The 24,939-nt window shown below is 73.8% G+C and carries 25 protein-coding genes; 15 read left to right on the top strand and 10 right to left on the bottom strand.

Features of this window, described 5'->3' with window-relative positions:
* Positions 1-118 precede the first annotated feature (118 nt).
* Positions 119-490, top strand: coding sequence for a helix-turn-helix domain-containing protein (locus ACWEPF_RS02145; RefSeq protein ID WP_345288800.1), 372 nt, complete (start codon positions 119-121; stop codon positions 488-490).
* A 28-nt stretch (positions 491-518) separates the two neighbouring features.
* Positions 519-791 (top strand): hypothetical protein, encoded by a 273-nt coding sequence (locus ACWEPF_RS02140; RefSeq protein ID WP_452171024.1) that lies wholly within the window; start codon positions 519-521, stop codon positions 789-791.
* A 166-nt stretch (positions 792-957) separates the two neighbouring features.
* Here the strand turns inward: ACWEPF_RS02140 and ACWEPF_RS02135 are convergent, their stop codons facing one another.
* Positions 958-5,589 carry an ATP-dependent helicase gene (locus tag ACWEPF_RS02135; protein WP_452171023.1) on the bottom strand — a complete coding sequence of 1,544 codons (4,632 nt, stop codon included), beginning with the start codon at positions 5,587-5,589 and terminating at the stop codon, positions 958-960.
* Positions 5,590-5,885: 296 nt separating this feature from the next.
* Between ACWEPF_RS02135 and ACWEPF_RS02130 the strand changes: the two genes are divergently transcribed.
* The 3 genes from ACWEPF_RS02130 (at position 5,886) to ACWEPF_RS02120 (ending at position 9,054) form a co-directional block, all read left to right on the top strand.
* The gene (locus ACWEPF_RS02130; RefSeq protein ID WP_452171022.1) at positions 5,886-7,418 is read left to right on the top strand and encodes a S8 family serine peptidase; all 1,533 of its coding nucleotides are present in this window, start codon (positions 5,886-5,888) and stop codon (positions 7,416-7,418) included.
* Positions 7,419-7,497: 79 nt separating this feature from the next.
* Positions 7,498-7,692: a DUF3046 domain-containing protein gene (locus ACWEPF_RS02125; protein WP_345288803.1), complete on the top strand. Its 195-nt coding sequence runs from the start codon at positions 7,498-7,500 to the stop codon at positions 7,690-7,692.
* Between the two features lie 21 nt (positions 7,693-7,713).
* Entirely contained in the window at positions 7,714-9,054 is a 1,341-nt protein-coding gene (locus tag ACWEPF_RS02120; protein ID WP_452171021.1) for an AI-2E family transporter, read from the top strand.
* A 50-nt stretch (positions 9,055-9,104) separates the two neighbouring features.
* On the opposite strand, the gene ACWEPF_RS02115 is transcribed toward ACWEPF_RS02120, so the two are convergent.
* Positions 9,105-9,776: an HNH endonuclease family protein gene (locus ACWEPF_RS02115; protein ID WP_452171020.1), complete on the bottom strand. Its 672-nt coding sequence runs from the start codon at positions 9,774-9,776 to the stop codon at positions 9,105-9,107.
* Positions 9,777-9,990: 214 nt separating this feature from the next.
* Between ACWEPF_RS02115 and recA the strand changes: the two genes are divergently transcribed.
* Together recA and ACWEPF_RS02105 are read left to right on the top strand one after the other, a co-directional pair.
* Entirely contained in the window at positions 9,991-11,103 is a 1,113-nt protein-coding gene (gene recA, locus ACWEPF_RS02110) for a recombinase RecA (RefSeq protein WP_345288805.1), read from the top strand.
* Positions 11,104-11,290: 187 nt separating this feature from the next.
* Entirely contained in the window at positions 11,291-11,860 is a 570-nt protein-coding gene (locus ACWEPF_RS02105; RefSeq protein WP_452171080.1) for a regulatory protein RecX, read from the top strand.
* Between the two features lie 13 nt (positions 11,861-11,873).
* On the opposite strand, the gene ACWEPF_RS02100 is transcribed toward ACWEPF_RS02105, so the two are convergent.
* Positions 11,874-12,068: a DUF397 domain-containing protein gene (locus ACWEPF_RS02100; protein WP_452171019.1), complete on the bottom strand. Its 195-nt coding sequence runs from the start codon at positions 12,066-12,068 to the stop codon at positions 11,874-11,876.
* Entirely contained in the window at positions 12,055-12,891 is an 837-nt protein-coding gene (locus ACWEPF_RS02095; RefSeq protein ID WP_452171018.1) for a helix-turn-helix domain-containing protein, read from the bottom strand. Before ACWEPF_RS02095 ends, ACWEPF_RS02100 begins: the two co-directional genes overlap by 14 nt.
* 120 nt (positions 12,892-13,011) lie before the next feature.
* Between ACWEPF_RS02095 and ACWEPF_RS02090 the strand changes: the two genes are divergently transcribed.
* The 6 genes from ACWEPF_RS02090 to ACWEPF_RS02065 all read left to right on the top strand — a co-directional run bounded on the left by ACWEPF_RS02090 (position 13,012) and on the right by ACWEPF_RS02065 (position 16,973).
* The gene (locus ACWEPF_RS02090) at positions 13,012-13,233 is read left to right on the top strand and encodes a hypothetical protein (protein ID WP_452171017.1); all 222 of its coding nucleotides are present in this window, start codon (positions 13,012-13,014) and stop codon (positions 13,231-13,233) included.
* Positions 13,234-13,248: 15 nt separating this feature from the next.
* Complete coding sequence (locus ACWEPF_RS02085) at positions 13,249-13,494, top strand: hypothetical protein (protein WP_449797584.1); 246 nt, start codon at positions 13,249-13,251, stop codon at positions 13,492-13,494.
* 182 nt (positions 13,495-13,676) lie between these two features.
* On the top strand, positions 13,677-15,005 hold the full coding sequence (gene rny / locus ACWEPF_RS02080) for a ribonuclease Y (protein WP_452171016.1): 1,329 nt from the start codon (positions 13,677-13,679) through the stop codon (positions 15,003-15,005).
* A 107-nt stretch (positions 15,006-15,112) separates the two neighbouring features.
* Positions 15,113-15,658: a hypothetical protein gene (locus ACWEPF_RS02075; protein WP_452171015.1), complete on the top strand. Its 546-nt coding sequence runs from the start codon at positions 15,113-15,115 to the stop codon at positions 15,656-15,658.
* 41 nt (positions 15,659-15,699) lie between these two features.
* Positions 15,700-16,263 (top strand): sigma-70 family RNA polymerase sigma factor, encoded by a 564-nt coding sequence (locus ACWEPF_RS02070; RefSeq protein WP_452171014.1) that lies wholly within the window; start codon positions 15,700-15,702, stop codon positions 16,261-16,263.
* Complete coding sequence (locus ACWEPF_RS02065; protein ID WP_452171013.1) at positions 16,260-16,973, top strand: anti-sigma factor family protein; 714 nt, start codon at positions 16,260-16,262, stop codon at positions 16,971-16,973. Before ACWEPF_RS02070 ends, ACWEPF_RS02065 begins: the two co-directional genes overlap by 4 nt.
* A 27-nt stretch (positions 16,974-17,000) precedes the next feature.
* Here ACWEPF_RS02065 and ACWEPF_RS02060 read toward each other — a convergent pair whose 3' ends face one another.
* Positions 17,001-17,648, bottom strand: a complete 648-nt coding sequence (locus ACWEPF_RS02060; RefSeq protein WP_452171012.1) for a response regulator — start codon at positions 17,646-17,648, stop codon at positions 17,001-17,003.
* On the bottom strand, positions 17,645-18,823 hold the full coding sequence (locus tag ACWEPF_RS02055) for a sensor histidine kinase (protein ID WP_452171011.1): 1,179 nt from the start codon (positions 18,821-18,823) through the stop codon (positions 17,645-17,647). The genes ACWEPF_RS02060 and ACWEPF_RS02055 overlap by 4 nt, the downstream gene beginning before the upstream one ends.
* A 134-nt stretch (positions 18,824-18,957) precedes the next feature.
* Here ACWEPF_RS02055 and ACWEPF_RS02050 point away from each other — a divergent pair, with 134 nt between their 5' ends.
* Positions 18,958-19,851, top strand: a complete 894-nt coding sequence (locus ACWEPF_RS02050; RefSeq protein WP_452171010.1) for an ABC transporter ATP-binding protein — start codon at positions 18,958-18,960, stop codon at positions 19,849-19,851.
* Positions 19,848-20,702, top strand: a complete 855-nt coding sequence (locus ACWEPF_RS02045; protein WP_452171009.1) for an ABC transporter permease — start codon at positions 19,848-19,850, stop codon at positions 20,700-20,702. Before ACWEPF_RS02050 ends, ACWEPF_RS02045 begins: the two co-directional genes overlap by 4 nt.
* 7 nt (positions 20,703-20,709) lie before the next feature.
* Here ACWEPF_RS02045 and ACWEPF_RS02040 read toward each other — a convergent pair whose 3' ends face one another.
* The 4 genes from ACWEPF_RS02040 to ACWEPF_RS02025 form a co-directional block, all read right to left on the bottom strand.
* Positions 20,710-22,386, bottom strand: coding sequence for an FAD-dependent monooxygenase (locus tag ACWEPF_RS02040; RefSeq protein WP_452171008.1), 1,677 nt, complete (start codon positions 22,384-22,386; stop codon positions 20,710-20,712).
* A 113-nt stretch (positions 22,387-22,499) separates the two neighbouring features.
* On the bottom strand, positions 22,500-23,333 hold the full coding sequence (locus tag ACWEPF_RS02035; protein WP_452171007.1) for an amino acid ABC transporter permease: 834 nt from the start codon (positions 23,331-23,333) through the stop codon (positions 22,500-22,502).
* Complete coding sequence (locus ACWEPF_RS02030) at positions 23,330-23,980, bottom strand: amino acid ABC transporter permease (protein WP_452171006.1); 651 nt, start codon at positions 23,978-23,980, stop codon at positions 23,330-23,332. The genes ACWEPF_RS02035 and ACWEPF_RS02030 overlap by 4 nt, the downstream gene beginning before the upstream one ends.
* Positions 23,981-24,011: 31 nt before the next feature.
* Complete coding sequence (locus tag ACWEPF_RS02025; protein ID WP_345288822.1) at positions 24,012-24,902, bottom strand: glutamate ABC transporter substrate-binding protein; 891 nt, start codon at positions 24,900-24,902, stop codon at positions 24,012-24,014.
* Positions 24,903-24,939: the final 37 nt, after the last annotated feature.

Below are 24,939 nucleotides of genomic sequence, written 5' to 3'. Positions count from 1 at the left end.
GGAGGGGGCAGCCTTGCAGCCCAGAGTGAACACGACCACGGTCCCCGCACGCGATGCGGACGAGGCGGTACGGTGGGGTCGTGACATCTCGATCCGCAGTCCGAGGAGGGAGGCACCGATGATCCTGCTCCGTCGCCTACTGGGCGATGTACTGCGTCGGCAGCGCCAGCGCCAGGGCCGCACACTCCGAGAGGTGTCGGCGGCCGCCAGGGTTTCGCTCGGCTACCTCTCCGAGGTCGAGCGGGGACAGAAGGAGGCCTCCTCCGAGCTGCTCTCCGCCATCTGCGACGCACTCGACGTCCGGATGTCCGAGGTGATGCGCGAGGTCAGCGACGAGCTCTCGCTGGCCGAACTTGCGGCGATGGCCACCCTCTCCGAGGGTGAACTGCTGAGGCCGGTGCTCGAACCCGTGTCGCTGCCGTCACCCGGCGTCGACCGGATGAGCTCCATCTCGCCGAAGGCCGCCGCCGTGGACGTGGTGGCGGCATGACACCGGCCTCCCACCGAGGAGGCCAGTGATGCGAAGCGTACGGTCCCTGCGGGCCACTGCCGTGAGGTGGTGGCCCGCAGTGCTGCTCGGAGCCGCCGTGGTCGGCGGCGGTGTCCTGCACGCCGGCCCGGCCGCCCTGGCCGTACTGGCGGGCGGCTGGGGCCTGGCCCTGATCCCGGTCCACGCCGACCGGTCACTGCCCCGGAAGGGTGAGGACGTCACGTCCGACGGCCACGCACCTGACGGAGTACGACCGGATCCGCCCAACGGCCCCGGAACCGTCAACTCCCCCGGAGCCTGATGTTCTGGCAGGGCAGCCAGGTGCAGTGACCCAGGGGCGCGAGGAACTGCGCGAATCGGAAGGCGGCTCACCGGCAACTGAACCGCCGTCAGCCAGTTGCACGTGGTGCCGTTCCCCCGCGCGCAGTTCCCCGCGCCCCTGCGGGGCGCAACCGGGGTCGCCACCTTCAGCTCCGCAGGCGGTAGCCGCGGGGGGACGCGTGGAAGCCCGCGTCCTCCAGGAGGTGGCCCAGGGGGGCCGTGAGGGCCGGGGCGCCGTTGATCCGCTCGACGGTGGCGCTGGTGCCCAGGGCGCCGCCGCGGACGGCCTCGGCCAGTGCGGCGAAGGCGGCCGGCTGCTCGCCCCAGGCCAGCAGGGACTTGCCGCCGCGCTCCACGTACAGCGCGGGCTCACCGTCCAGCAGCACCACCAGGGCGCCCGCCTTCCGGCCCGGCCGGTGCGTCTTCTCGCCCTCGCCCGCCGGGGGCTCGGGCCAGGGCAGTGCGGCGCCGAAGGCGTTCGCCGGATCGGCCGCCGCCAGCACCAGGGCCTGCGGGGCCTCGGCCGCCGGGGCAGCCGTCCACTCGCCGCCGCCCAGGCGCTCCAGCCGGGAGCTGACCGAGCGCACGCGGTCCGCCGCGCCCTCCATGGCGAACTGGGCGCCGCCCAGGCCCTCCACGAAGTAGCCCCGGCGGGCCCGGCCGCGCTCCTCGAAGGCCGCGAGCACCCGGTAGACCCCGGCGAAGCCGCCGGGCACCCGCTCGGCCGCCACCGCGCCCCGGGTGAGCACGCCGTGCCGGTCCAGCAGGGCCTGGGCCTGGGCGGTGGCCCGCACCGTGGGCTCGGTGGCCAGCGCGGGCAGCAGTGACCAGCGCCCGGCCGCCGTCGGCGGGCCGGAGCGGGCCGACGGGCGGGCCAGGCCGCGGGAGCCGCCGCCGTAGCGGCCGCGCGGGGCGGCCCGGGGCGCCCGGTGCGCGGTGGACCCGGCGGTGCGGCCGGAGCCGAGCAGCGCCCGGAGCGGGGCCAGGGTGTCGTTGGTGACGTACCCGGCCCAGGTCAGGTCCCAGAGGGCGGCGAGCAGCTCGCCCTCGGGCAGCTCCTGGCCCGTCAGCTCCCGGGCCCGGTCGGTCAGCTGACGGAAGAACAGGCCGTAGCCGCCCGCCAGGGCCTCCAGCAGGGCGCCGTGCACCGGGGTGAGGGCGGGCGGCACCGGCTCGGGGCGGAGCAGGTCGGCGGTCTCCGGGAGGTGCAGGGCCAGCCAGCCGTCCTGGCCGGGCAGGGCGCCGGCACCGGACCAGCCGACCTCGCCGGCCGCCATCAGCTCGTCCAGCATCCCGGGGGAGTAGTCCAGCAGCCGGGCCGGCAGGATCAGCTTCTCCAGTGCGGAGGCGGGCAGCGCGGTGCCCTGGAGCTGCTCGACCACCCGGAGCAGCCCGTCCGGCCCGCGCAGCCGGTGCCCGGCCAGGTGCTGCCACTGCGGCAGGAAGGCGGCCAGTGCCCGGGGCGGGACGGCCTCCACCTCCTGGCGCAGCGCGGCCAGCGAACGCCGGCGCAGGCGGCGCAGCACCTCGGCGTCGCACCACTCGACGGTGCCGGTGTGGCCGTCCCCGGGCCGGAACTCGCCCTGGACCAGACGGCCGGCGGCGGTCAGGCGGTGCAGCGTGCCGGTGACCACGGCGGTGCCCAGGCCGAAGCGGGCGCCGGCCTCGGCGGCGGTGAACGGACCGTGGGTGCGGGCGTACCGGGCCAGCAGATCGCCCAGCGGGTCCTTCACCGGCTCGGTGAAGGCCTCCGGGACGCCGACCGGCAGCGGGGTGCCCAGCGCGTCGCGCAGCCGCCCGGCGTCCTCGATCGCGGCCCAGCGCTGCTCGCCGCCGATCCGCACCAGGACGGCCCGGCGGGCGGCCTGCAGCTCGGCCGCCCAGCTGGGCTGCGCCCCACGGGCCGTCAGCTCGGCCTCCGAGAGCGGGCCGAGCAGGCGCAGCGCGTCGGCCACGCCCTCGGCGTCCTTGATCCGCCGCTCCGGGGTGAGCCGCTGCAGCTCGGCCTCCAGCTCGGCCAGCACCTGAGGGTCCAGCAGCTCGCGCAGCTCGGCCTGGCCGAGCAGCTCGGAGAGCAGGCGGGAGTCGAGCGCGAGGGCGGCGGCGCGGCGCTCGGCCAGCGGCGAGTCGCCCTCGTAGAGGTACTGGGCGACGTAGCCGAAGAGCAGGGAGCGGGCGAACGGGGACGGCTCCTGGGTGGTGACCTCCACCAGCCGGACGGCGCGCGACTCCAGATCGCCCATCAGCTCGACCAGGCCCGGCACGTCGAAGACGTCCTGGAGGCACTCGCGGACGGCCTCCAGCACGATCGGGAAGGACCCGTACTCGGCGGCCACCTCCAGCAGCTGGGAGGCGCGCTGGCGCTGCTGCCAGAGCGGGGTGCGCTTGCCCGGGCTGCGTCGGGGGAGCAGCAGGGCGCGGCCGGCGCACTCCCGGAAGCGGGCGGCGAACAGCGCGGAGCCGCCCACCTGGTCGGTGACCAGCTGCTCGATCTCGGTCTTGTCGAACAGCGTGGCGTCGGCGCCGACCGGGGCGTCGTCGGTGACCGGACGGTCGGAGGGGAAGTCGAGGAGGTCCGCGTCGGGGAGGCGGAGCACGATGCCGTCGTCGGCGTGCATCACCTGCGGGTCCAGGCCGTGCTTCTCGCGGAGGCGGGCGCCGATGGCCAGCGCCCAGGGGGCGTGCACCTGGGCGCCGAACGGGGAGTGGACGACGATCCGCCAGTCGCCCAGCTCGTCGCGGAAGCGCTCGACCACGATGGTGCGGTCGTCGGGCAGGTGACCGGTGGCGGTGCGCTGCTCGGCCAGGTAGCCGAGCAGGTTCTGCGCGGCCCAGTCGTCCAGGCCGGCGGCCTTGAGGCGGGCGGTGGCCCGATCGGGTGTCAGGGTGCCCAGCTCGCGGACGAAGGAGCCGAGGGCCCGGCCGAGCTCCAGCGGGCGGCCGAGGCTGTCGCCCTTCCAGAACGGCAGCCGGCCGGGCACGCCGGGGGCCGGGGTGACCAGCACCTTGTCGTGGGTGATCTCCTGGATCCGCCAGGAGGTGGTGCCCAGGGTGAAGACGTCGCCCACCCGGGACTCGTAGACCATCTCCTCGTCCAGCTCGCCGACCCGTCCCCCGCCCTTCTTGGGGTCCGCACCCGCGATGAAGACCCCGAACAGGCCGCGGTCGGGGATGGTGCCGCCGGAGGTGACGGCCAGGCGCTGGGCGCCGGGGCGGCCGGTGACGGTGCCCGCCACCCTGTCCCAGACCAGACGGGGCCTCAGCTCGGCGAAGGCGTCCGAGGGGTAACGGCCCGCCAGCATGTCCAGCACCCCGTCGAAGGCGGACTGCGGGAGGGTGGCGAACGGTGCGGCCCGGCGGACCAGGGCCAGCAGCTCGTCCACGTCCCAGGTGTCGAGCGCGGTGATCGCGACCAGCTGCTGGGCCAGTACGTCGAGCGGGTTGCGCGGCACGCGCAGGGACTCGATGCCGCCGGAGCGCATCCGCTCGGTGACCACCGCCGACTGGACGAGGTCGCCCCGGTACTTGGGGAAGACCACGCCGGTGGAGACCGCGCCCACCTGGTGCCCGGCCCGGCCGACCCGCTGCAGCCCGGAGGCCACCGAGGGCGGGGACTCCACCTGGACCACCAGGTCCACCGCACCCATGTCGATGCCCAGCTCCAGGCTGGAGGTGGCCACCACGGCGGGCAGCCGGCCGGCCTTCAACTCCTCCTCCACCAGGGCGCGCTGCTCCTTGGAGACCGAGCCGTGGTGCGCCCGCGCGATCACCGGTGGGGCCCCCGCCGCCGCTCCGGAGCCGCCCATCAGGGCGGCGGGGCCGTGTGCCTCGGGGAGCGGCTCGCCGGTGGCCCGCTCGTGGGCGATCTCGTTCAGCCGGTTGCACAGGCGCTCGGCGAGGCGGCGGGAGTTGGCGAACACGATGGTGGAGCGGTGGGCCTGGACCAGGTCGACGATCCGCTCCTCCACGTGCGGCCAGATCGAGGCCTGGGGTGACGGGTCGTCAGTGCCCTTGCCGGCGGGCAGTTCGTCCAGGTCGGCGACCGGGACCACCACGGAGAGGTCGAACTCCTTGGCGGCGGGCGGCTGGACCACCCTCGCCCCGCGCTGCGGGGAGAGGAAGCGGGCCACCTCGTCGACCGGGCGGACGGTGGCGGACAGGCCGATCCGGCGGGCCGGCCGGTCCAGCAGCTCGTCGAGGCGCTCCAGGCTGAGCGCGAGGTGCGCGCCGCGCTTGGTGCCGGCGACGGCGTGCACCTCGTCCAGGATCACCGTGTCGACGCCGCGCAGTGCCTCGCGGGAGGCGGAGGTCAGCAGGAGGAAGAGCGACTCGGGGGTGGTGATCAGGATGTCCGGCGGGTGCGTCGCGATCCTGCGGCGCTCGGCGGCGGGGGTGTCACCGGAGCGGATGCCGACCTGGACCTCGGGCTCGGGCAGGCCGAGGCGGACGGCCGCCTGGCGCAGGCCGGCCAGCGGGGAGCGGAGGTTGCGCTCGACGTCCACGGCCAGGGCCTTGATCGGCGAGATGTAGAGCACCCGGCAGCGGCGCTTCGGGTCCGCCGGGGGCGGGGTGTGGCTCAGGTGGTCCAGCGCGGACAGGAACGCGGCGAGCGTCTTCCCCGACCCCGTCGGCGCCACCACCAGCACGTCCGATCCGCTGCGGATCGCCTCCCAGGCCTGCGCCTGCGCGGCCGTGGGCGCGTCGAACGCCCCCGAGAACCACGCCCTGGTCGCCGGGGCGAACCCCTCCAACGGATCGCTCAGCTCAGTCCGCGCCATGCCCCCATGGTGCACGGCCCCTGTGACAGGGAGGGGGAATCCGGGGCGCGAGGAACGCAGGTGGTGATCCCGGGGGCGCGGGGAACTGCGCGCAGGGGAACGGCACGTGCTGCAACTGGCTCGCCTGCTCCGACCTCACACTGGGCCGCCTTCCGTACTCGCGCAGTTCCCCGCGCCCGGGGTGACCGCCCACCCGCGCCCCGGAGGTGACCACCCGTGTGCCCCAGTGCGACCGGGCGTGATGCGAAATGGGGTCATATCGTGATGAATCGGACCCGACGAGCGGAGGTCGTGCGATGGAACGGCTGGGTCTCGCCGTACGGACGCGGAAGGTGCGGGTCCGGGTGCTGTTGGGGGTGTTGATGGTGGCCCTGCTGATCGGCGGGGCGGTGCCGTTCGTGGCGGGGCCGGGCCGGTCGTACCTGAGCTACCTGGTGCTGGCGGACCGTCAGGACGCGGACGGCGCCCGCACCGCGGCCGAGCGCGCTCGGCAGGCCGGCGGCCGGGTGGTGCAGGAGTACCCGCAGATCGGTGTGGTGCTGGCGTACGCGACGGGCGGCTTCGCGGAGCGGTTGCGCGGGGCGGAGGGCATAGCCGCGGTGGGGGCGACCAGGACGACGGGGGTGCCGGGCCCTCCCGGGGCACTGGAGGGGGAGGGGGAGTTCGGCCCGGCGGTGCGCGGGGACGCGGTGGACGCGGTGGAGGCCGCGGGGGAGGGGGAGGGGGAGGGCGACGGGGCGCTGACCCCGGATCCGGGCGAGTCGGCGGACTGGAACCTGGCGATGATCGGCGGCGGCGACCGTGCGACGGCGGCCGGCACCCGCCCGGCGGCCCTGGTCCGGACCCCGGGCGGTGCGCGACCGGGCGGTCAGGAGCTGCGCCGGGTGCTGGTCGCGGTGCTGGACTCGGGGGTGGACGACACCCACCCGGACCTGCGGTCGGCGGTGGACCCGGCGGCCTCGGCCTCCTGCGCGGACGGACGCCCGGACGCCCGGTTCGGGGCGTGGCGGCCGGACCGTGGGGTGGGGGAGAGCGGGCACGGGACCCACGTGGCGGGGATCGTCGGGGCGTCCCGGGACGGGAAGGGCGTGACGGGGGTGGCGCCGGGCGTGCGGATCGCCGCCGTCCGGCTGCTGGGCCCGCTGGGGCAGTACTACGCGGAGAACATCGTCTGCGGGATGCTCTGGTCGGCCGACCACGGGGCCAGGGCGATCAACGACAGCTACTTCGCCGACCCCTGGAAGTACAACTGCCCGCAGGACCCGGACCAGGCCGCGCTGATCCTGGCGGTGGGCCGCGCGGTGGCGTACGCGCAGCGGCAGGGCGCGGTGGTGGTGGCCTCGGCGGGCAACGACGGGCAGGACCTGGGCGCGGTCCGGCACGACCAGCGCAGCCCCAACGACCGGCTCTCGGGTCCTGGGCAGAATCGTTTCCTCGGGCCGGAGTGCGTCCGTCTCCCCGGTGAGCTCCCGGGCGTGCTGACCGTCGCCGCGGTGGACCGCAACGGCCTCCCCTCCGGGTACAGCAACTACGGCCGCGGCCGGATCTCGATCGCGGCCCCCGGCGGGGAGCCGGACGGCGGGGCCGAGGGCGCGATCGTCTCGGCCTGGCCCGGCGGCCAGTACGCCGCGCTGGCCGGCACCTCGATGGCGGCCGCCCACGTCACCGGCGCGGTGGCGGTCGCGGCGGCGGCCCACCCGGGGTGGAGGCCGGAGCGGCTGACCGCGCTGCTGGCCGACGCGGCCGCCGGGAACTGCCCGTACGCGCCGGGTGCCTGCGTGGAGCGGCAGTTCTTCGGCGCGGGCGTGCTCGCGCTGCCGGCCGGCTGAGCCGGGGACCCGGGCCGTGGCCCCGACCGGCCGGGGCCGCGGCCCGGAGCGCGCCGGCCGGCTCCGGGATACTGGGGCCATGAGGCTGACCGAGTTCTGGCGACGGATGTACGAGCACTTCGGCGAGGCGTACGCGGAGTCGTTCGCCCAGGACCACCTGATGAGCGAGCTGGGCGGGCGGACGGTCCGTCAGGCGCTGGACGCGGGTTGGGAGGCGAAGGAGGTCTGGCGCGTGGTGTGCAGCACGCAGGGGGTGTCGACGTTGCTCCGTTGAGCTTTGGGTAAGACTGGGCGGGTGGCCGAGAACCGGGAAGACCAGCACCCACCCCAGGAGACCCTGACCGAACCAGCGGCACCCGTGGCCGGCGAGGCGCCCCCGCCCGACGCCGGGGAGCCGCTCGACCCCGCCGGCAGCGGGGCCGGCGGAGGCGCCGCCGAGTCGGTGGCGCACTCGATCTGGGGGAAGGGGATGCCCCGGTGGCTGCCGCGGGCGATGGTGATGGCGCTGGTCCTGGTCGGGCTGTTCCAGCTCGCCGACTGGGCGTTCCGCCAGCTCATCGACCTGCTGGTGATGCTGCTGGTGGCCTTCTTCCTCTCGCTGGCGATGGAGCCGGCGGTGGACCGGATGGCCGCCCGCGGGGTGCGCCGGGGTCTCGGGACCTTCCTGGTCTTCATCGGTCTGGGGGTCGCCATCGCGGGCTTCCTGACCGCGCTCGGCACCCTGCTGGTCGACCAGGTGGCCAAGATCGCCGGGGACCTCCCGCACCTGGTGCAGAACCTGATCGACTGGGTGAACCGGACCTTCAACCAGAACCTCTCGCTGGACCAGCTCCAGGAGAAGTTGCTGAAGGACTCGGGCAACATCGAGAAGTACGCCCAACAGGCGGCCGACAACGTCTGGGGCGTCTCCAGCACGCTGATCGGCGGACTGTTCCAGATGTTCACCGTCGGCCTGTTCACCTTCTACTTCACCGCCGACGGCCCCCGGGTGCGGCGCACGGTCTGCTCGCTGCTGCCCCCGGCCAAGCAGGCCGAGGTGCTGCGGGCCTGGGAGATCGCGCTGGCCAAGACCGGCGGCTACCTCTACTCCCGGGCGCTGCTGGCGGTCGCCTCGACCATCGCGCACTGGATCATGTTCTCGGTCCTGGGCCTGCCGTACGCGGCCGCGCTGGCGGTCTGGGTCGGCGTCATGTCGCAGTTCGTGCCGACCATCGGGACGTACCTCGCCGGCGCGCTGCCGGTGCTGGTCGCACTCACCGTGGACCCGATGGACGCGCTCTGGGTGCTGGTCTTCGTGATCGTCTACCAGCAGATCGAGAACTACCTGCTGCACCCGAGGATCACCGCGAAGACGGTGGACGTGCACCCGGCGGTGGCCTTCGGCTCGGTGATCGCGGGGGCCGCGCTGCTCGGCGCGGTCGGCGCGCTGATCGCCATCCCGGTGGCGGCCACCCTGCAGGGCTTCGTCGGCACCTACGTGCGGCGGTACGAGGTGCAGACCGACCCGCGGATCGACCGGGGTGCCGACCGCAAGGGCCGGCGGGCCCGGCGGCGGGAGGCGGCGCGGCGGCTGCACCGGATGGTGCGCGGCGAGCGGAACTCGCACCGGGACGGGCACGAGCACCGGGACGACTAGGAAGCGGAGTTGACGGGCGGTCACCTGACGGGTGGCCGCCCGTCGGCGTGTCAGGCGCAGGTGTCGAGCATCTCGGTGAGCCTGGCGGCCTCGGGTGCGGTGACGTTGAGGCGGTACAGGTGCTTCACGTCGATCCAGGCCCGGGAGTAGGTGCACCAGTAGGCCGGGTCCGGCGGGGACCACTGGTCGGGGGACTTGTCGGCCTTGGAGCGGTTGGAGGCGGCCGAGACCGCGATCAGCTGGGAGTGCTCCAGGTCGTTGGCGAAGGCGCGGCGGGCGGCGGTGGTCCACTCGTCGGCGCCGGAGCGCCAGGCGTTGGCCAGCGGGACCACGTGGTCGATGTCGACCTGGGCGGCGGCGGTCAGCACCTTGCCGTCGTACGGGCTGAGCCAGACGCCGGTGCCCGCCCGGCAGAGCTCGTCCTGGGTGACGCCCTCGCCGTCCCGGGCCAGCACCACCTCGCGGGTGTCGCACTCGCCGTACTGCTTCACCCAGTGCGGGAACTTGGCGCGGCTGTAGCCGGCCATGGAGTGCGGCTCGGCGACGGTCAGCTCGGCCAGTTCGTCGCGGGCGTGCTCGGCGGGGGAGGGCTCGGGGAGGGCCCTCGCGTGGACGGCGGGGGTGTGGACGGCGGCCACGGCGGGGGTGGCCGCGGGGGCCAGGAAGGCGGCCAGGGCGAGGAGGACGGCGGCGGTGCGGCGCCGTCCGACGGTGGTGATCATGCGTCCACAGGTAGTGGTTCAGGGCGCTGACCTGGTGGTTTCACGCGGTCGAGGGCGTGGCGGCGGGGCGGTTGACTTGATTCGAACAGATGTTCCCTATACTGGCTCGCGGCGAGTTTTCCACAGGCCGAGCCCGTTTGGGGCGGATTGTCGGTGGGACGCGCTAGCGTCGAGGACGATGAAGCGCACAGGACAGAACCCGAGGGTGGAAGCCATGGCAGGTACGGACCGCGAGAAGGCTCTTGAGACCGCACTCGCCCAGATCGAGCGGCAGTTCGGCAAGGGCTCGGTGATGCGGCTCGGCGAGAAGGCCAACGAGCCGATCGACGTGATCCCGACCGGTTCGACGGCGCTGGACGTCGCCCTCGGCGTCGGCGGCATCCCGCGCGGCCGCGTGGTGGAGATCTACGGCCCGGAGTCCTCCGGCAAGACCACCCTGACCCTGCACCTGGCGGCCAACTGCCAGCGCCAGGGCGGCACGGTGGCCTTCGTCGACGCGGAGCACGCGCTCGACCCGGAGTACGCCAAGAAGCTCGGCGTGGACACCGACGCCCTGCTGGTCAGCCAGCCGGACACCGGTGAGCAGGCGCTGGAGATCACCGACATGCTGATCCGCTCCGGCGCGATCGACCTGGTGATCATCGACTCGGTGGCCGCCCTGGTGCCGCGTGCCGAGATCGAGGGCGAGATGGGCGACTCGCACGTCGGCCTCCAGGCCCGTCTGATGAGCCAGGCCCTCCGCAAGATCGCCGGTGCGCTGAACCAGTCGAACACCACCGCGATCTTCATCAACCAGCTGCGCGAGAAGATCGGCGTCATGTTCGGCTCGCCGGAGACCACCACCGGTGGCCGCGCGCTGAAGTTCTACGCCTCCGTGCGCCTCGACATCCGCCGGATCGAGACCCTGAAGGACGGCACCGAGGCGGTCGGTAACCGCACCCGCGTCAAGGTGGTGAAGAACAAGGTCGCCGCCCCGTTCAAGCAGGCCGAGTTCGACATCCTCTACGGCATCGGCATCAGCCGCGAGGGCGGCCTGATCGACATGGGCGTGGAGCACGGCTTCATCCGCAAGTCCGGCGCCTGGTACACCTACGAGGGCGACCAGCTCGGCCAGGGCAAGGAGAACGCCCGCAACTTCCTGCGCGACAACCCGCAGCTGGCCGACGAGATCGAGGTCAAGATCAAGGGCAAGCTCGGCATCGGCCCGAAGCCGGCCGAGGCCGAGGGCGAGGCCGCCCCGGCGGCCGCCGCGGGCGCCGAGGACGAGGCGGGTGGCGCCGCGGCGAAGAAGACCGCGGCCAAGAAGACGGCGGCGGCGAAGAGCTGAGCCTGTCTTGACGCACGACAGCACGACCGGGATGCCGGACTCGGAGGACGAGTCCGGCATCCCGGCGTTCGACGGGATGCTCCGCGCCTCGGACCTGACAGGTGGTCGGAGGCGCCGGCGGACGGCGATGGCGGCCGAGTCCGCCGAGTCCGCCGAGTCCGCAGAGTCGGGCGGGGGTCCTGACTGGATGGCCCCGCCCACCGAGGGCCCGGCCCCCGAGCCGGAGTTGACCAAGGAGGAGCGGAAGGCCGCGCGCAAGGCCCGCAAGGAGCAGCGCGCCGCCGAGGAGGCCGATCCGGCCGAGCGGGCCCGGGCGATCTGCCTGCGCCTGCTCACCGGCGCCGCCAAGACCCGCAAGCAGCTCGCCGAGGCACTCGCCAAGCGGGAGATCCCGGAGGAGGTGGCCGAGCAGGTCCTCGACCGCCTCCAGGAGGTCGGCCTGATCGACGACGCCGCCTTCGCCGAGGCCTGGGTGGAGTCCCGCCACAACGCCCGCGGCCTCGGTCGCCGGGTGCTCTCCCAGGAGCTGCGCCAACGCGGAGTCGCCCCTGAGCTGGCCGAGCGGGCCCTCGCCCAGGTGGACGAGGACGATGAGGAAGCCGCCGCCCGCGATTTCGTCGAGCGGCGGCTGCGCACCATGCGGGGCCTGGACGACCAGGCCAAACTCCGCCGCCTGGTAGGCGCCCTGGCCCGCCGCGGCTACGCGGAGGGGCTGGCCTTCCGGCTCGCCAAGGAGGCGCTGGAAGCGGAGCGCTGAACCCAACAGCGCGTCAGTTGGTGGGGAATTCGCCGGTCTTGGTGGCGGTGACGAAGGTGGCCCAGGCGTCGGGGGTGAAGCGGAGGCGGGGGCCGTGGGGGTCCTTGGAGTCGCGGACGGTGCCGGGGTGGGCGTCGTCGTGCTCGATGCAGTCGCCGTTGTTGCCGCCGCTGTGGGTGCTCTTGCGCCACTGCTCAGTGCTGGCCATGTGCGTGTTCCTCCGCCGCCGCTTCGAGCAGGGCCAAGGACGCCTCCGGCGGCAGAGCGTCGGCCCGGACTAGATCGAAGGATAGCTTGCAGGCCGCGAACGAGCTTGGGGCGTCTAGCAGTTCACCCGTGTGGGGCCCTTCCACGTAGGCAGCGGGCGGAGAGTCGGCAAAAGTCATCAGACTCAGTGACCCTTCGAGCAGAGCATGTGCTCCGCTTCTGATCGGCATCACTTGGAGGATGATCCGGCCGTCGGCAACCAGCTGAGCGAGGTGGACGAGCTGTCCGTGCATCGCCGCGTGGCCGCCGACGGGGCGGAGCAGTGCGTGCTCCTCGATGACGACCCAGAACAGCGGCCTTGTTGGGCCGTCCAGGATCACCGCTCGTTCCATCCGGCGGTTGACCAGCTTCTCGTTCTCAGTCGTGTGGCGAAGCGGTTGGGCAGACCTGAAGACCGCTCGTGCGTAGTCCGGAGTCTGAAGCAGTCCAGGTACGAGAAGGGGGGCGTACGCGCTGATCGTCACCGCCTGACGCTCGAGTTCGGCCGCAGCCGTGAAGTACTCCGCGAAGCGCGGCCGGGTCACCATCGGGTACAGCCGGGCGAAGTGGCCGTCGGTGCCGAGCGCCGTGTCGAGGCGTTCCGACAGGTCCTCCTGCGGGCGTCGGACGGCGGCCTCTATCTGGCCGATGTAGTTGCCGGAGCAGAAGACCAGCTCGCCCAAGGCGCTCTGGGACAGACCCCTGGCCTCGCGGAGGCGGCGCAGCTCCGAGCCGTAGAAGGCGCGCGGGGACTCGGCCGGGTCGAGGTCCTTCGGGTTGGTCATCCGTCAGCTCCGTTCTCACGCACCGTAGTTGTTCGGTCGCAGGGCCTGGTCAGGCTACTGCCGGGCCGTCGAATCTGAGGGTGGAAAGCCGGAGACCGATCGAAGGGGAGCCACCAAACCATGAGCGAGCGTCAGAACGGCGGCGCATGGACGCCCGAACCGGGGCAGACCGCCTACCTCCGCGCCACCCGCGAGGCGGTGCGGGTGATGGACTTCCTGGCGGGGGAGGTCTACGTCCGCCCGCTGCGCGGCGGGGTGGAGCGCACGCTTCGCCCGGGCGAGCTGATCCCGCCGGACGACCAGCCGGGCGGGTTCCGGGCCTGGACCGCCGAGCGCGGCTGAGCGGGGGCGGCGGAGGTGAGCGAGGTCGAGTACTACCCCGTCGACCACCCCGGCCTGCCGTGGGAGGCCACCGCGCCGGTGGACGAGCACGGCGACGTGGCCGGCTTCGTGCTGGCGCGGGCGGGTGCGTGCCGCATCGCGGTGGCGAACGTCGCGGACCGGCACCAGGTGCTGCTGGTCGAACCGCAGGAGCTGCGCGCGCTGCGGGACGCCCTGCTGGCCGGGAGGTTCGACCACCTGTGGGAGGCGGGCGGGCACTGACCGGACCGGCCGTCGGTGGCGGAGCGGCCTCGGGGAACCGAACCCGTCCCGCCCGCGTCCCAGCTGCCGACGTGACAGAACGTCAGCTTCCGGGCCTGTCGGTTCGAGAGCGTATCTTGACCGTTTCGTGACCCCCGCTTAGCCTCACAGAAATGCGGTTGAGCGGGACGGGAGCGGACCCTATGTGGATCGTGACGGGGTGCCTCGGGGTTCTGCTGTCGGCGCTGCTGCTGCTGGCGTTCCGGTGGATGCGCGGCACCGAGCGGCGGGCGGTCGGCGCGGTCGGGCTGGTCGAGGCGGAACTCGGCAGTCGTCGGGCGGAGTTGGCTGCCCGGGAGGCGGCGGTGGCCGAGCGTGAGGGCGAGCAGCGCCGTGAGCTGGAGCGGCTGGCGGGGCTGACGGCCGAGGAGGCCAGGGCCGAGGTGCTGCGGGTGGCCGAGGCGGCGGCCCGCCGGGAGGCCGCGGTGACCGTCCGGGAGATCGAGCGCGCGGCCCGGCGGGACGGCGAGGACCTGGCCAGGGACATCGTGGCGAACGCCGTGCAGCGGGTGGCGAGCGAGCAGACGGCGGAGACGGTGCTCTCGGTCTTCCGGCTTCCCGCCGAGGACTTGAAGGGCCGGATCATCGGCAAGGAGGGGCGCAACATCCGCGCCTTCGAGGCCGTCACCGGGGTCAACCTGCTGGTGGACGAGACCCCGGGCGTGGTCCAGCTCTCCAGCTTCGACCCGGTCCGCCGGGAGGCCGCCCGGCTCACCCTGGAGACCCTGGTCTCGGACGGCCGGATCCAGCCCGCCCGGATCGAGGCGGTGCACGCCCGCAGCCTGCGCGAGGTGGAGCGGCTCTGCGTGCGGGCCGGGGAGGACGCCCTGCTGGCGGCCCAGGTCGGCGAGATGGAGCCGGAGTTGGTCCGCACCCTGGGCCAGCTGCGCTACCGCACCTCCTACGGGCAGAACGTGCTGGCGCACCTGGTGGAGTCGGCCCGGGTGGGCGCGGTGCTGGCGGCCGAGGTGGGGGCGGACGCGGCGCTGGTGCGGCGGGCCGCGCTGCTGCACGACATCGGCAAGGCGCTCTCCTCGGACGCGGTCGGAAGCCACGCCCTGGCCGGGGCCGACTACGCACGCCGCTGGGGCGAGCAGGCCGAGGTGGTGCACGCGATCGCCGCGCACCACGGCGAGGTCGACCCGCAGACCGTCGAGGCGGTACTGGTGCAGGCCGCCGACGCCTGCTCCGGCGGACGGCCGGGCGCCCGCAAGGAGTCGGCCGAGAACTACGTCCGGCGGCTGGCCCGGCTGGAGGAGATCGCGGTGGCCCAGCCCGGGGTCACCAAGGCCTATGCGATGCAGGCGGGCCGGGAGGTCCGGGTGCTGGTCCAGCCGGAGCAGGTGGACGACATCGCGGCCCAGGTGCTGGCCCGGGAGATCGCCAAGCGGATCACCGAGGAGGTCAGCCTCCCCGGCCAGGTCCGGGTCACGGTGATCCGCGAGACCCGGGCGGTGGAGGTGGCCCGGTAGCCGTCCGGGGCCGCGCCGGAAAAATCTTCGGCCGCCTTTGAGTGTTCCCCGGCTCCCCTCCGTACTGATGGGTGACCACCCGTCGTACTCCGTGGGGGAGACCACTCATGCGCACGCTTCGCCGCACCGCCCTGCTCGCCGCCCCGGCCGTGGCCGGTCTGCTGCTGCTCACCGCCTGCGGCTCGGAGGGGGCCTCGACCGCGGCGCCCGCCGCCCCGCCCGCCGCAGCCACCACCGCGCCCTCCGCCCCCGCAGCGGACAAGGCGGTGCTCAAGGGTTCGCTGGCCGTCGGCCGCCCGGCCGGCTTCGGGCCGACCGTGCTGGACGGACTGGGCTACACGCTCTACCGCTTCGACAAGGACACCGCCAAGCCCTCGGCCTCGAACTGCAACGGCGACTGCGCGGCCAAGTGGCCGCCGGTGCCGGTCAACGCGCAGGGCACCCTCCAGGGAGTGGACAGGGCCCTGGTCGGTACGGTGACCCGGGCGGACGGCACGCAGCAACTCACCCTGGGCGGCTGGCCGCTGTACCGCTTCGCCGGGGACAAGGCGCCGGGCGAGACCAACGGGCAGGGCGTCGGCGGCACCTGGTTCGCGGCCGCCCCGGACGGGAAGAAGGCGGCCGCCACGTCCGGCGGTGGCGGCGGCTACTGATGACCCCGCCGACCCTGGTGCTGCGTGAGGAGGAGGGGCGCATGCGGCGCGATCGGACGGCCTCCGGCCCGCCTCACCGACCGGCGGCCCAACCGCCGGACCGGGAAGAGGAGTTGGTCCGAGCCCTGCACGAGCGGCACGCCGCCGCCCTGATGAGCTTCGTGCTCCGGCTGGTCGGCGGCGACCGGCACCGGGCCGAGGACGTGGTGCAGGAGACGCTGGTCCGGGCCTGGCGCAACCTGCACCGGCTCGACCCGGCCGCCGACTCGCTGCGCCCCTGGCTGGTGACGGTGGCCCGCCGGATCGTCATCGACGGCCACCGCAGCCGCCTCGCCCGGCCGTCCGAGGTCGGCGACGCGGTGCTCGACGTGATGCCGGCCGAGGACGAACTGGAGCGCGCGCTGCGACTGATGGCCATCTCCGAGGCCCTGGACGCGTTGACCGAGCCGCACCGGCAGGTGATCGTCGAGACCTACCTGAAGGGGCGTACCGTCAACGAGACGGCCGTCGAGCTCGGGATCCCGGCGGGCACCGTCAGGTCCCGGGTCTTCTACGCGCTGAAATCGCTCAAGAACGCTCTCGAGGAACGAGGGGTGACATCGTGACGTCCCCGCAGGAGCAGCACCTCGACGTGGGTGCCTACGTCCTCGGGCTGCTCGAACCGGAGGAGATGGCGCAGTTCGCCACGCATCTGGCGGGGTGTGCCCGGTGCACCGCCGAGGCGGACGAACTCTCCGGGCTGGAACCGCTGCTGGCGGAGTACGCGGAGGCCGTCGGCCCCGCCGTGCCGACGGCCGACGACGGCCGGCTGCTGGAACGGCTGACCGCCGAGGTCACGGCCGGCCGGCGGTCGGCGCGCACCAGGAGGCTGTTCCTGGTGGCGGCGGCCGTGGCGGTGCTGATCGGCGGGCCGCTGCTCGGCGCCTCGCTCGGCGGCTCGGAGGAGGCCCGTCCGGTGGCCCACTCCACCAGCCCGGCCCAGGAGTTGATGGACCACGGGGTCCGTCACTCGGCAACCGACGCGTCGACCGGGGCGGTCGCCACCGTCGCGCTGGAAGACCGCAAGTGGGGCACCCACGTCGCGCTCCAACTGGCGGGCGTCCGGGGGCCGCTGAGCTGCTCGCTGATCGCGGTGGGCCGCTCCGGCGAGCAGCAGACCGTCACCAGCTGGGCCGTCCCGCCGGCCGGCTACGGGCTGCCGGGCCAGCCGGACAGCCTGATCACCCACGGCGGGGTGGGCCTGCCCTCCGGACAGATCGACCACTTCGAGGTCCGCACCAGCGACGGCACCCGGCTGGTGGCCGTCCCGGTCTGAGTCCGGGACGGCCACCAGCCGGGCCGGTCAGGCGCCGACCAGGCCCGCCTCGTACGCCAGGATCACCAGCCGGACCCGGTCGCGGGCGTCGAGCTTGGCGAGCAGGCGGCTGAGGTAGGTCTTGGTGGTGGCGGGGCTGATCACCAGCTGCTCGGAGATCTCCGCGTTGGACAGGCCCCGGCCGACCAGGGTGAGCACCTCGCGCTCGCGGTCGGTGATGCCGGTCAGCTCGCGCCGGGCGGTGGCGCCCGGGCGGGCGGTGAACTCGGTGATCAGGCGGCGGGTGACGCTCGGGGCGAGCAGCGCCTCGCCGCCCGCCACCACCCGGACGGCGGAAAGGATCTCGTCCAGCGCCATGTCCTTGACCAGGAAGCCGGAGGCGCCGGCCCGCAGAGCGCCGTGCACGTTCTCGTCCTCGTCGAAGGTGGTCAGCACGACCACCTGCGGGCCGGCCGGGCCGGAGGTGATCCGCCGGGTGGCCTCGATGCCGTCCAACACCGGCATCCGCAGGTCCATCACCACCACGTCGGGGCGCAGCTCCTCGGCCAGCGCGACGGCCTCGGCGCCGTTCCCGGCCTCCCCGGCCAGCTCCAGGTCGGGGGCGTCGGTGATCACCATCCTCAGGGCGGCGCGGACCAGCGGCTGGTCGTCGGCGAGCAGGACCCGGACGGTCATCGGGCTCCTTCCAGGAGCGAGTCGGAGAGGGGGAGACGGACGGTGACCCGGAAGCCGCCGCCGGGCAGCGGCCCGGCCGCGAACCCGCCGTGCAGCAGGGCGACCCGCTCGCGCATGCCGACCAGCCCGAAACCGGTCGGACCGGGGCCGGGCCCGGCCCCGTGGTCGGTGACCTCCAGCAGCAGGGCGTCCGGGAGCTGGTCGACCGTCACCAGGCAGTGGTCGGTGCGGGCGTGCTTGAGCACGTTGGTCAGGGACTCCTGCACGATCCGGTAGGCGGAGACGTCGACCTCCGGCGGCAGCGGTACGGTTTCGCCGGTGCGCCGCAGCTCCACCCGGAGGCCGGCGGCGGTGGTGGACTCCGCCAGCCGGAACAGGTCGGCCACCCCGAGGTCGGGCGCGAGCGGCTCCTCGGTGCGCAGCGCGACCAGCATCCGGCGCAGCCCGGCCAGGGTCTCCCGTCCGGTGGTCTCGATGGTGCCCAGCGCCTCCCGGGCGGCCTCCGGCCGACGGTCGATCACCCGCCTGGCGGCGCCGGCCTGGAGGGCGATCACGCCCAGGCTGTGGGCCACCATGTCGTGCAGCTCGCGGGCGATCCGCAGCCGCTCGTCGGTGACGGCCTGTTCGGTGGCCCGGACCTGGGTCTCCTCCTGGTGCTCCCGGGTCTGCCGGTTGGAGGAGCCGAGCAGCCAGGCGATCACCACCAGCATGGCCACCGGGAGTTCGACCGAGATGCCGACCGGCCAGCCGCAGGCGATCCGGATGCCCAGGTAGCCGGCCAGCACGCCGAGCGCCGCGCCGAGGGCCCGCAGCGAGCGGTGCCGGGGAAGTGCCACGGCCAGGAAGTACACTGCGGCGTCCACCGCGTAGTACTGCTGGAGCGGGATCTCCCCCACGCTGAGCGGTACACCGCCGAGCGCCGCCCCGGCCAGGACCCAGGCGAGCCCGGCGGCCGGACGGGTCGTCAGCCTCCGGGCACCGAGCACCGTGAGCAGGCCCGCCAGCGCCAGCATCGTCAGGCCGTCCCAGCGCAGGAAGACCACCCCGCGCAGGACCGCCGCGCCGCTCTCGCCGGGCAGTTGCACCCGGATCAGCGCGGTGTTCACCACGCCCGCGCACCAGGCGAGAACCGTCCAGGTGGCCGGGCTGAACCGCCCGAGCAGGGGTATCCGCATGGCGCCGATGCTAGCGATCATGGACGGCCCGGTCATCGGCCCGTGGTCGTACACCCGTGGAGGACACCCGCCGCCCGCAGGTGCCCCCGCCCGGCCGACGCCCGGCACCGGGCCCGCCCGGCAGGCTCGAAGCCATGATCGAGGTCAACGAACTGACGAAGCGTTACGGGTCCACGACCGCCGTGCACGGACTCACCTTCACCGTCCGCCCGGGCCGGGTGACGGGCTTCCTGGGGCCGAACGGCTCCGGCAAGAGCACCACCCTGCGGATGGTGCTCGGCCTGCACGCCCCCACCAGCGGCTCGGTGCTGATCGACGGCCGTCCGTTCCGGGACCGGCCGCGCGGGCTGCGGCAGGTCGGCGCGCTGCTGGACGCGGGCGAGGTGCACGGCGGCCGCAGCGGCCGGGCCCATCTGGCCGCGCTGGCCCGGAGCAACCGCATCCCGCGCTCCCGGGTGGAGGAGGTGCTGGCCGAGGTCGGCCTCGCCGACGCGGCCCGCCGCCGGATCGGCGGGTACTCGCTCGGCATGCGCCAGCGCCTGGGCATCGCCGGCGCACTGCTCGGCGACCCGCCGGTGCTGCTCTTCGACGAGCCGCTGAACGGGCTGGACCCGGAGGGCGTGCGCTGGGTGCGCGGGCTGTTCCGGCGCCTGGCCGCCGAGGGCCGCACGGTCTTCGTCTCCAGCCACCTGATGACCGAGATGGAGCACACCGCCGACGAGTTGGTGGTCATCGGCCGGGGCGAGCTGATCGCCGCCGAGGGCCTGACCGCCTTCGCCGCCCGGGGCGGTGCCACCGTCACCGTCCGCACCCCGGGCCACGCCGAGCTGGCCGCCCTGCTGGCCGAGCGGGGCGCGCAGGTGCGGACCGACGGCGAGGTGCTCACCGTCGGCGGCCTGGCCGCCGCCGAGATCGGCGAACTGGCGCTCCGTCACCGCCTGCCGCTGCACGAGCTCAGCCCGCGCACCGCCTCGCTCGAACAGGCCTTCATGGACCTCACCTCCGACCACGCCGGGAGCATCCGATGACCACCGCCGCCCTCACCGCCGAACCCCGGGCCCTCACCACCGAACCCCGGGCCCGCCTCGCCGACCTGGTCGCCGCCGAGTGGATCAAGCTCTGGTCGCTGCGCTCCACCGCCGGGACCTTGCTGCTGACCGCGCTCGCCGTGCTCGGACTGAACGTCGGCACCGCCTGGGACCAGGTCCGCTACTGGGGCGAGCACGCGCCCGCCGACCGCGCGGACTTCGTCGCGGACGGGATGGCCCTGCTGTCGGCCTTCACCGGGAACGGCGCGACGGTGCTGATGATCGCCCTGGGCGCGTTCGGCGCGGTCGCGGTCACCGGCGAGTACGGCACCGGCCTGATCCGCACCACCTTCGTCGCGGTGCCCGCCCGCGGCTCGGTGATGGCGGCCAAGGCGCTGGTGCTGGCGGCCGTCACCTCGGTCTTCGGGGTACTGCTGGCGGCGGCCTCGTTCTGGCTGACCCAGGCACAGTTCGCCCGGTACGACGCCGCCGTGACGCTCGACCACCCCCGGGCGCTCCAGCTGCTGCTGGCCTCGGCGCTGCTGGCGCCGGTCTCCGCCCTGGCGGGGATGGCGGTCGGCGCGCTGCTCCGGCACGGGGCCTCGGCGGTCACCGCCACCACCCTCCTGCTGCTGGTGGCCCCGGTCTTCCTGAGCACCCGCCGGTACTGGACCGCGCTGCTCGGCAACGCCACCCCGTACCGGGCCTGGACCACCCTGGCCGAGCGCCCCGACGTGCTGGCCCACCAGCCCTACCCGGGCACCCCGGGCGGAGCCTGGCTGACCCTCGCCTGCTGGGCGGCCGGCTCGGTCGTGGTGACCGTCCTGGCGGTGCGCCGCCGGGACCAGTGACCCGTCGTCAGGAGCCGGTCAGGTCCGGGCTGGTGATCGGGGCCGGGCCGCCGCGGGCGTGCTGAGCGAGGGCGTGCAGGGCGTCCGGCTCGGCGCCGTGGGTGGTGCCGACCACGTGGCCGTCGGGGCGGATCAGCAGCACGGTGTGCGGGTCGGCGGCCGGGTACTGGTCGGTGACCAGCACCTCGGCGGGGATCGGCAGCGAGGCGGCCAGCGCGGTCAGCCGGGGCATCAGGCCGGCCGAGAGCCAGTGCCGGGAGGACCAGACGGTCGCACCGGGGGCGACCAGCAGCAGCAGGAAGCCGCCGCCGAGCCGGGCGTGCAGGTGGTCGGGGGCGCCCTCGGTGGTGATCACCGGGAGGTCGGGGGCCAGCACCCCGGGGGCGGTCGGCGGGAGCTGCTCGGTGAGCGCGGTGCCCTTGGGTCCGCGCTGCGGCGGCACCCGGCTCGGGACGCCGGAGGGCGCCTCGGGGTAGGCGGGGGCGCCGCCGAACCGGCCGGTGCCGAGCTGACCGTCGGTCAGCAGCGGGGCGTGCTTGCGGAAGGAGCCGGTCAGCAGCGAGCGCCTGGTCTGGGCCCAGCCGCGCAGCGGCCGCAGCAGCGGCATCGACTGGTCCACCGCGCGCAGCCGGGCGCCGACCGCGCCGCGCCGCTCGGTCTCGTACCCGTCCAGCAGGCTGGACTCGGCGCCGCCGGCCGCGGAGTGCAGGTGCCAGGCGAGGGCGAGCCGCCAGGAGAGGTTGTCCACGTCCCGCAGGCCGTCGGCGAGGTTCTGCATGCCGAGCGCGCCGTGCAGGTGGGCGGCGTCCCCGGCCAGGAAGCAGCGGCCGACCCGGAAGCGGGCGGCCAGGCGCTGCTGGGCGGTGTGGTCCGCGGCGGCCAGCAGTTCGAACTTCGGGAGCTCGCCGCACCAGCCGGTCAGGGTGGAGCGGACCCGGGCCAGCAGGGTGTCGCCGGTGACGATGCCGGGCCAGGTGGCGTGCGGGTCGACCGGGGTTTCGGGGGCCGGGCGGCCCGGCGGCAGCCGCCAGTCCAGCCGCCAGAGGCCGTCGGGGAGCGGACGGGCGGAGGCCTCGCGGTCGCCGCGCCACGGCGGCTCGCGGTGCAGCCGGGCCTCGCCGGGGAAGGGCAGGTCCACCCGGAGGGTGGCGACGGCGTGCCGGTCCACCGCGGGGCGGCCGGGGAAGCGGACCTTGAGCAGCTTGCGGACGGCCGAGCGGGCCCCGTCGCAGCCGACCAGGTGGCTGCCGCGCCACCAGGTGGAGGTGCCGTTCTGGACGTGCTGGGTGCGGGCGGAGACACCGTCCCCGTCCTGCTCCAGCTCGACCAGCCGGGTGTGCGGGGTGAGCTGGATCAGCGGGGTGGCGGTGGCAGCGTCCCGCAGGCCGCGGTGCAGGCGGTGCTGGGGGAGGTGGCTGATCCCGGTGAGCGGGAGCCGGAGCACCTCGGTGCGGCGCCGGTAGACGGTGAAGGCGTCCCAGTACACGGCGTCGGACCCGGCCCGCTGGTAGCCGAGCCGGGTCAGGAAGCCGGTGGTCTGCTGGGTGAGCACCACGCTGCGCGGGCCCTCGGAGCAGACCCCGGCGCCCTCGTCCAGGACGATGGACGGCACCTCGTGCCGGGCGAGCGCGAGCGCCAGGGCCAGGCCGACCGGCCCGGCCCCGACGATGATCACCGGATCCACGACGGGACCTCCGCGGACCGTTCGGTCCGGGCTTGGGCAGCGGCGGCCGACGGAGCGTCAGGGGTCCCGGGTGGTGTCACGAAGAGCAATGCAACAGATCACCTGCGTGTCCGTCAAGCAGCGGACGTTGTGCGCCGGTTCGCGCCGCGGCGGCTCCAGCCCTCCAGCCACTTGGCGAGCGCCGTCAGCAGCAGGCAGCAGAGGACGTAGATCGTGCCGATCACGATGGTGACCGGGATGTAGGGGTAGCCGTCCGGGGTGACCCAGGTGGCGGCGATCTTCTTGCCGACGTTCAGCAGCTCCGGGTAGGTGATCACGTACCCGAGAGAGGTGTCCTTGAGCGTGACCACCAGCTGGCCGATGATCGCGGGCAGCATGGCCCGGACCGCCTGCGGAGTCAGGATCAGCGTCATGACCTGGGTCTTGCGCAGGCCGAGCGCGTAGCCGGCCTCGCTCTGGCCGCGCGGCACCGCGTTCATGCCGGAGCGGATGATCTCGGCCTGGACGGCGCCGTTGTACAGGGTCAGACCGGTCACCAGGGCCCAGAACGGGGTGGAGGTGAAGACCGCCACGTACAGCCCAAAGATCATGACCAGCAGCGGCATCGCCCGGAAGAACTGCACCACGGCGGTGCAGACGGCGCGCACCGGCTTGTGGTCCGAGAGCCGGCCGATCGCCAGCAGGGCGCCCAGCAGCAGCGAGAGGACCGCGGCGGTGGCGAACGCCTTCAGGGTGTCCAGCAGCGCGGTGAGGATGGTCTCCTGCGTGTTCTTGTAGGCGAACACGTCCCACATCTCGGCGGAGAACTGGCCCGCCTCGTTCAGCTGGGTGAACACGTACCAGAGGCCGCCCAGCAGGGCGAGGCCGGCCACCACCCCGAGGGCGTGGTTGCGGATCCGGGCCCGGGGCCCGGGGACGTCGTAGAGGACACTGCTCTTGCCGCTCAACGGGCCACCGCCAGACGGGATTCCAGGAACTTGAAGAACAGGCCGACGCAGGCGCTGATGAACAGGTAGGCGAGCGCGACCCAGAAGAAGATGGCGAGGATCGAGGCGCCCTTGTCGGTCAGCGTGGCCTGGAAGTTGAACAGCTCGGCCACGCTGAACGCACCGGCCACCGCCGAGTTGCGGGGGAGCGCGATGAAGACGCTGCTGAGCGGTCCGAGCACGGTCCGCCCGGCCTGCGGCAGCACGATCTGGGTCAGGGTCTGACCGAACGTCATCCCGAGGCTGCGGGCCGCCTCGGCCTGGCCGACCGGCACGGTGTTGATGCCGGACCGGATCACCTCGCAGACGAACGAGGCGGTGTAGGCGGAGAGCGCGATCACCGCGAAGGTGAAGTGCTCGAAGTGCACGCCCAGGCGCGGGAGTCCGAAGACCACCGCGAAGAACAGGACGGTCAGCGGGGTGTTCCGGAAGATGTTCACCCAGACGGTGCCGAAGACTCGCAGCACCGGGACCGGGGAGACCCGGAAGGCCGCCAGCAGGACACCCAGCAGCAGGGCGAACAGGGCGCTCAGCGCGCTGAGTTCGACCGTCTGCAGGAACCCGTTCCGGAACAGCTCGAAATTGCCGTCCTCGAAGAGTATGCCCATGCCGGCGGCCCTCCTTTCGTTGCCAGACGGGTCAGTTGGTGAGCGCCGGGATCTCCGGGGCGGGGGAGCCCGAGAGGCCGAGGGTGGCGTCGTAGGCCTTCTTCCAGTCGCCGTTGTCCTCGTGCGCCTTCAGCGCGGCGATGACGGCCTGCTGGAACGCCGGGTCCTCCTTCTGGACGCCGATGCCGTACGGCTCCTTGGAGAACGGCTTGCCGACGACCTTGAGCTTGCCGGCGTTCTTGGCCGCGAAGCCCTTGAGGATCGCGTCGTCGGTGGTGACCGCGTCGACCTCGTCGGTGAGCAGCTTGTCCACGCACTGGGCGTAGGTCTCGTACTCGATGGTCTCGCCCGGGTTGTACGTCTTGATCTGCTTCACCGAGGTGGAACCGGTGGCCGAGCAGACCTTCTTGCCCGCGACGGACTCGGGGCCGGTGATCGCGGTGTTGTCCTTCTTCACCAGCAGGTCCTGGCCGGCCACGTAGTACGGGCCCGCGAAGGCGACCTTCTCCTTGCGGCCCGCGTTGATGGTGTAGGTGCCGACGTAGTAGTCGATCTGGCTGCCCTGGAGGGCGGTCTCGCGGTTGGCCGAGACGATCGTCTTGAACTCGATCTTGTCCGGGCCGAAGCCCAGGTCGGCCGCGATCATCTTGGCGATCTCGATGTCGAAGCCGTCACGGGTCTTGGTGGTGACGTTCTCGAAGCCGAGGAAGGGCTGGTCGGACTTGGCGCCGACGATCAGCTTGCCGCGCTTCTTGGCCTCCTCGAAGACCTTCGAGCCCTCGACCTTGGCGTCGGTCTTCACCGTGTAGGTGGGGAGCTTGGCCGCGGAGTCTTCGGCCTTCGGGGCCTCCTTGCCGCAGGCGGCGACGGCGGTCAGCGCGAGCACGGACAGGGCGGCGGCGATGGTACGACGGGTCCTCATGCGGGAGCTGTCTCCTCGATCGGGGGCACGGTGGAGC

The organism is Kitasatospora sp. NPDC004289 (assembly GCF_053602875.1).
The sequence above is the reverse complement of the archived record's forward strand: the minus strand, read 5'-3'. Positions and strand labels throughout refer to the sequence as shown.

Excerpts from the sequence above, each read along its gene's own strand:
- ACWEPF_RS02050 (WP_452171010.1), top strand. The coding sequence starts at position 18,958 with ATGATCGAGGTCAACGAACTGACGAAGCGTTACGGGTCCACGACCGCC.
- ACWEPF_RS02145 (WP_345288800.1), top strand. The coding sequence starts at position 119 with ATGATCCTGCTCCGTCGCCTACTGGGCGATGTACTGCGTCGGCAGCGC.
- ACWEPF_RS02130 (WP_452171022.1), top strand. The coding sequence starts at position 5,886 with ATGGAACGGCTGGGTCTCGCCGTACGGACGCGGAAGGTGCGGGTCCGG.
- ACWEPF_RS02025 (WP_345288822.1), bottom strand. The coding sequence starts at position 24,902 with ATGAGGACCCGTCGTACCATCGCCGCCGCCCTGTCCGTGCTCGCGCTG.
- ACWEPF_RS02095 (WP_452171018.1), bottom strand. The coding sequence starts at position 12,891 with ATGACCAACCCGAAGGACCTCGACCCGGCCGAGTCCCCGCGCGCCTTC.
- ACWEPF_RS02075 (WP_452171015.1), top strand. The coding sequence starts at position 15,113 with ATGCGCACGCTTCGCCGCACCGCCCTGCTCGCCGCCCCGGCCGTGGCC.
- ACWEPF_RS02090 (WP_452171017.1), top strand. The coding sequence starts at position 13,012 with ATGAGCGAGCGTCAGAACGGCGGCGCATGGACGCCCGAACCGGGGCAG.
- ACWEPF_RS02045 (WP_452171009.1), top strand. The coding sequence starts at position 19,848 with ATGACCACCGCCGCCCTCACCGCCGAACCCCGGGCCCTCACCACCGAA.
- ACWEPF_RS02030 (WP_452171006.1), bottom strand. The coding sequence starts at position 23,980 with ATGGGCATACTCTTCGAGGACGGCAATTTCGAGCTGTTCCGGAACGGG.
- ACWEPF_RS02115 (WP_452171020.1), bottom strand. The coding sequence starts at position 9,776 with ATGATCACCACCGTCGGACGGCGCCGCACCGCCGCCGTCCTCCTCGCC.
- ACWEPF_RS02125 (WP_345288803.1), top strand. The coding sequence starts at position 7,498 with ATGAGGCTGACCGAGTTCTGGCGACGGATGTACGAGCACTTCGGCGAG.
- ACWEPF_RS02055 (WP_452171011.1), bottom strand. The coding sequence starts at position 18,823 with ATGCGGATACCCCTGCTCGGGCGGTTCAGCCCGGCCACCTGGACGGTT.
- ACWEPF_RS02100 (WP_452171019.1), bottom strand. The coding sequence starts at position 12,068 with ATGGCCAGCACTGAGCAGTGGCGCAAGAGCACCCACAGCGGCGGCAAC.
- ACWEPF_RS02070 (WP_452171014.1), top strand. The coding sequence starts at position 15,700 with ATGCGGCGCGATCGGACGGCCTCCGGCCCGCCTCACCGACCGGCGGCC.
- ACWEPF_RS02105 (WP_452171080.1), top strand. The coding sequence starts at position 11,291 with ATGGCCCCGCCCACCGAGGGCCCGGCCCCCGAGCCGGAGTTGACCAAG.
- ACWEPF_RS02140 (WP_452171024.1), top strand. The coding sequence starts at position 519 with ATGCGAAGCGTACGGTCCCTGCGGGCCACTGCCGTGAGGTGGTGGCCC.
- ACWEPF_RS02060 (WP_452171012.1), bottom strand. The coding sequence starts at position 17,648 with ATGACCGTCCGGGTCCTGCTCGCCGACGACCAGCCGCTGGTCCGCGCC.
- ACWEPF_RS02135 (WP_452171023.1), bottom strand. The coding sequence starts at position 5,589 with ATGGCGCGGACTGAGCTGAGCGATCCGTTGGAGGGGTTCGCCCCGGCG.
- recA (WP_345288805.1), top strand. The coding sequence starts at position 9,991 with ATGGCAGGTACGGACCGCGAGAAGGCTCTTGAGACCGCACTCGCCCAG.
- rny (WP_452171016.1), top strand. The coding sequence starts at position 13,677 with ATGTGGATCGTGACGGGGTGCCTCGGGGTTCTGCTGTCGGCGCTGCTG.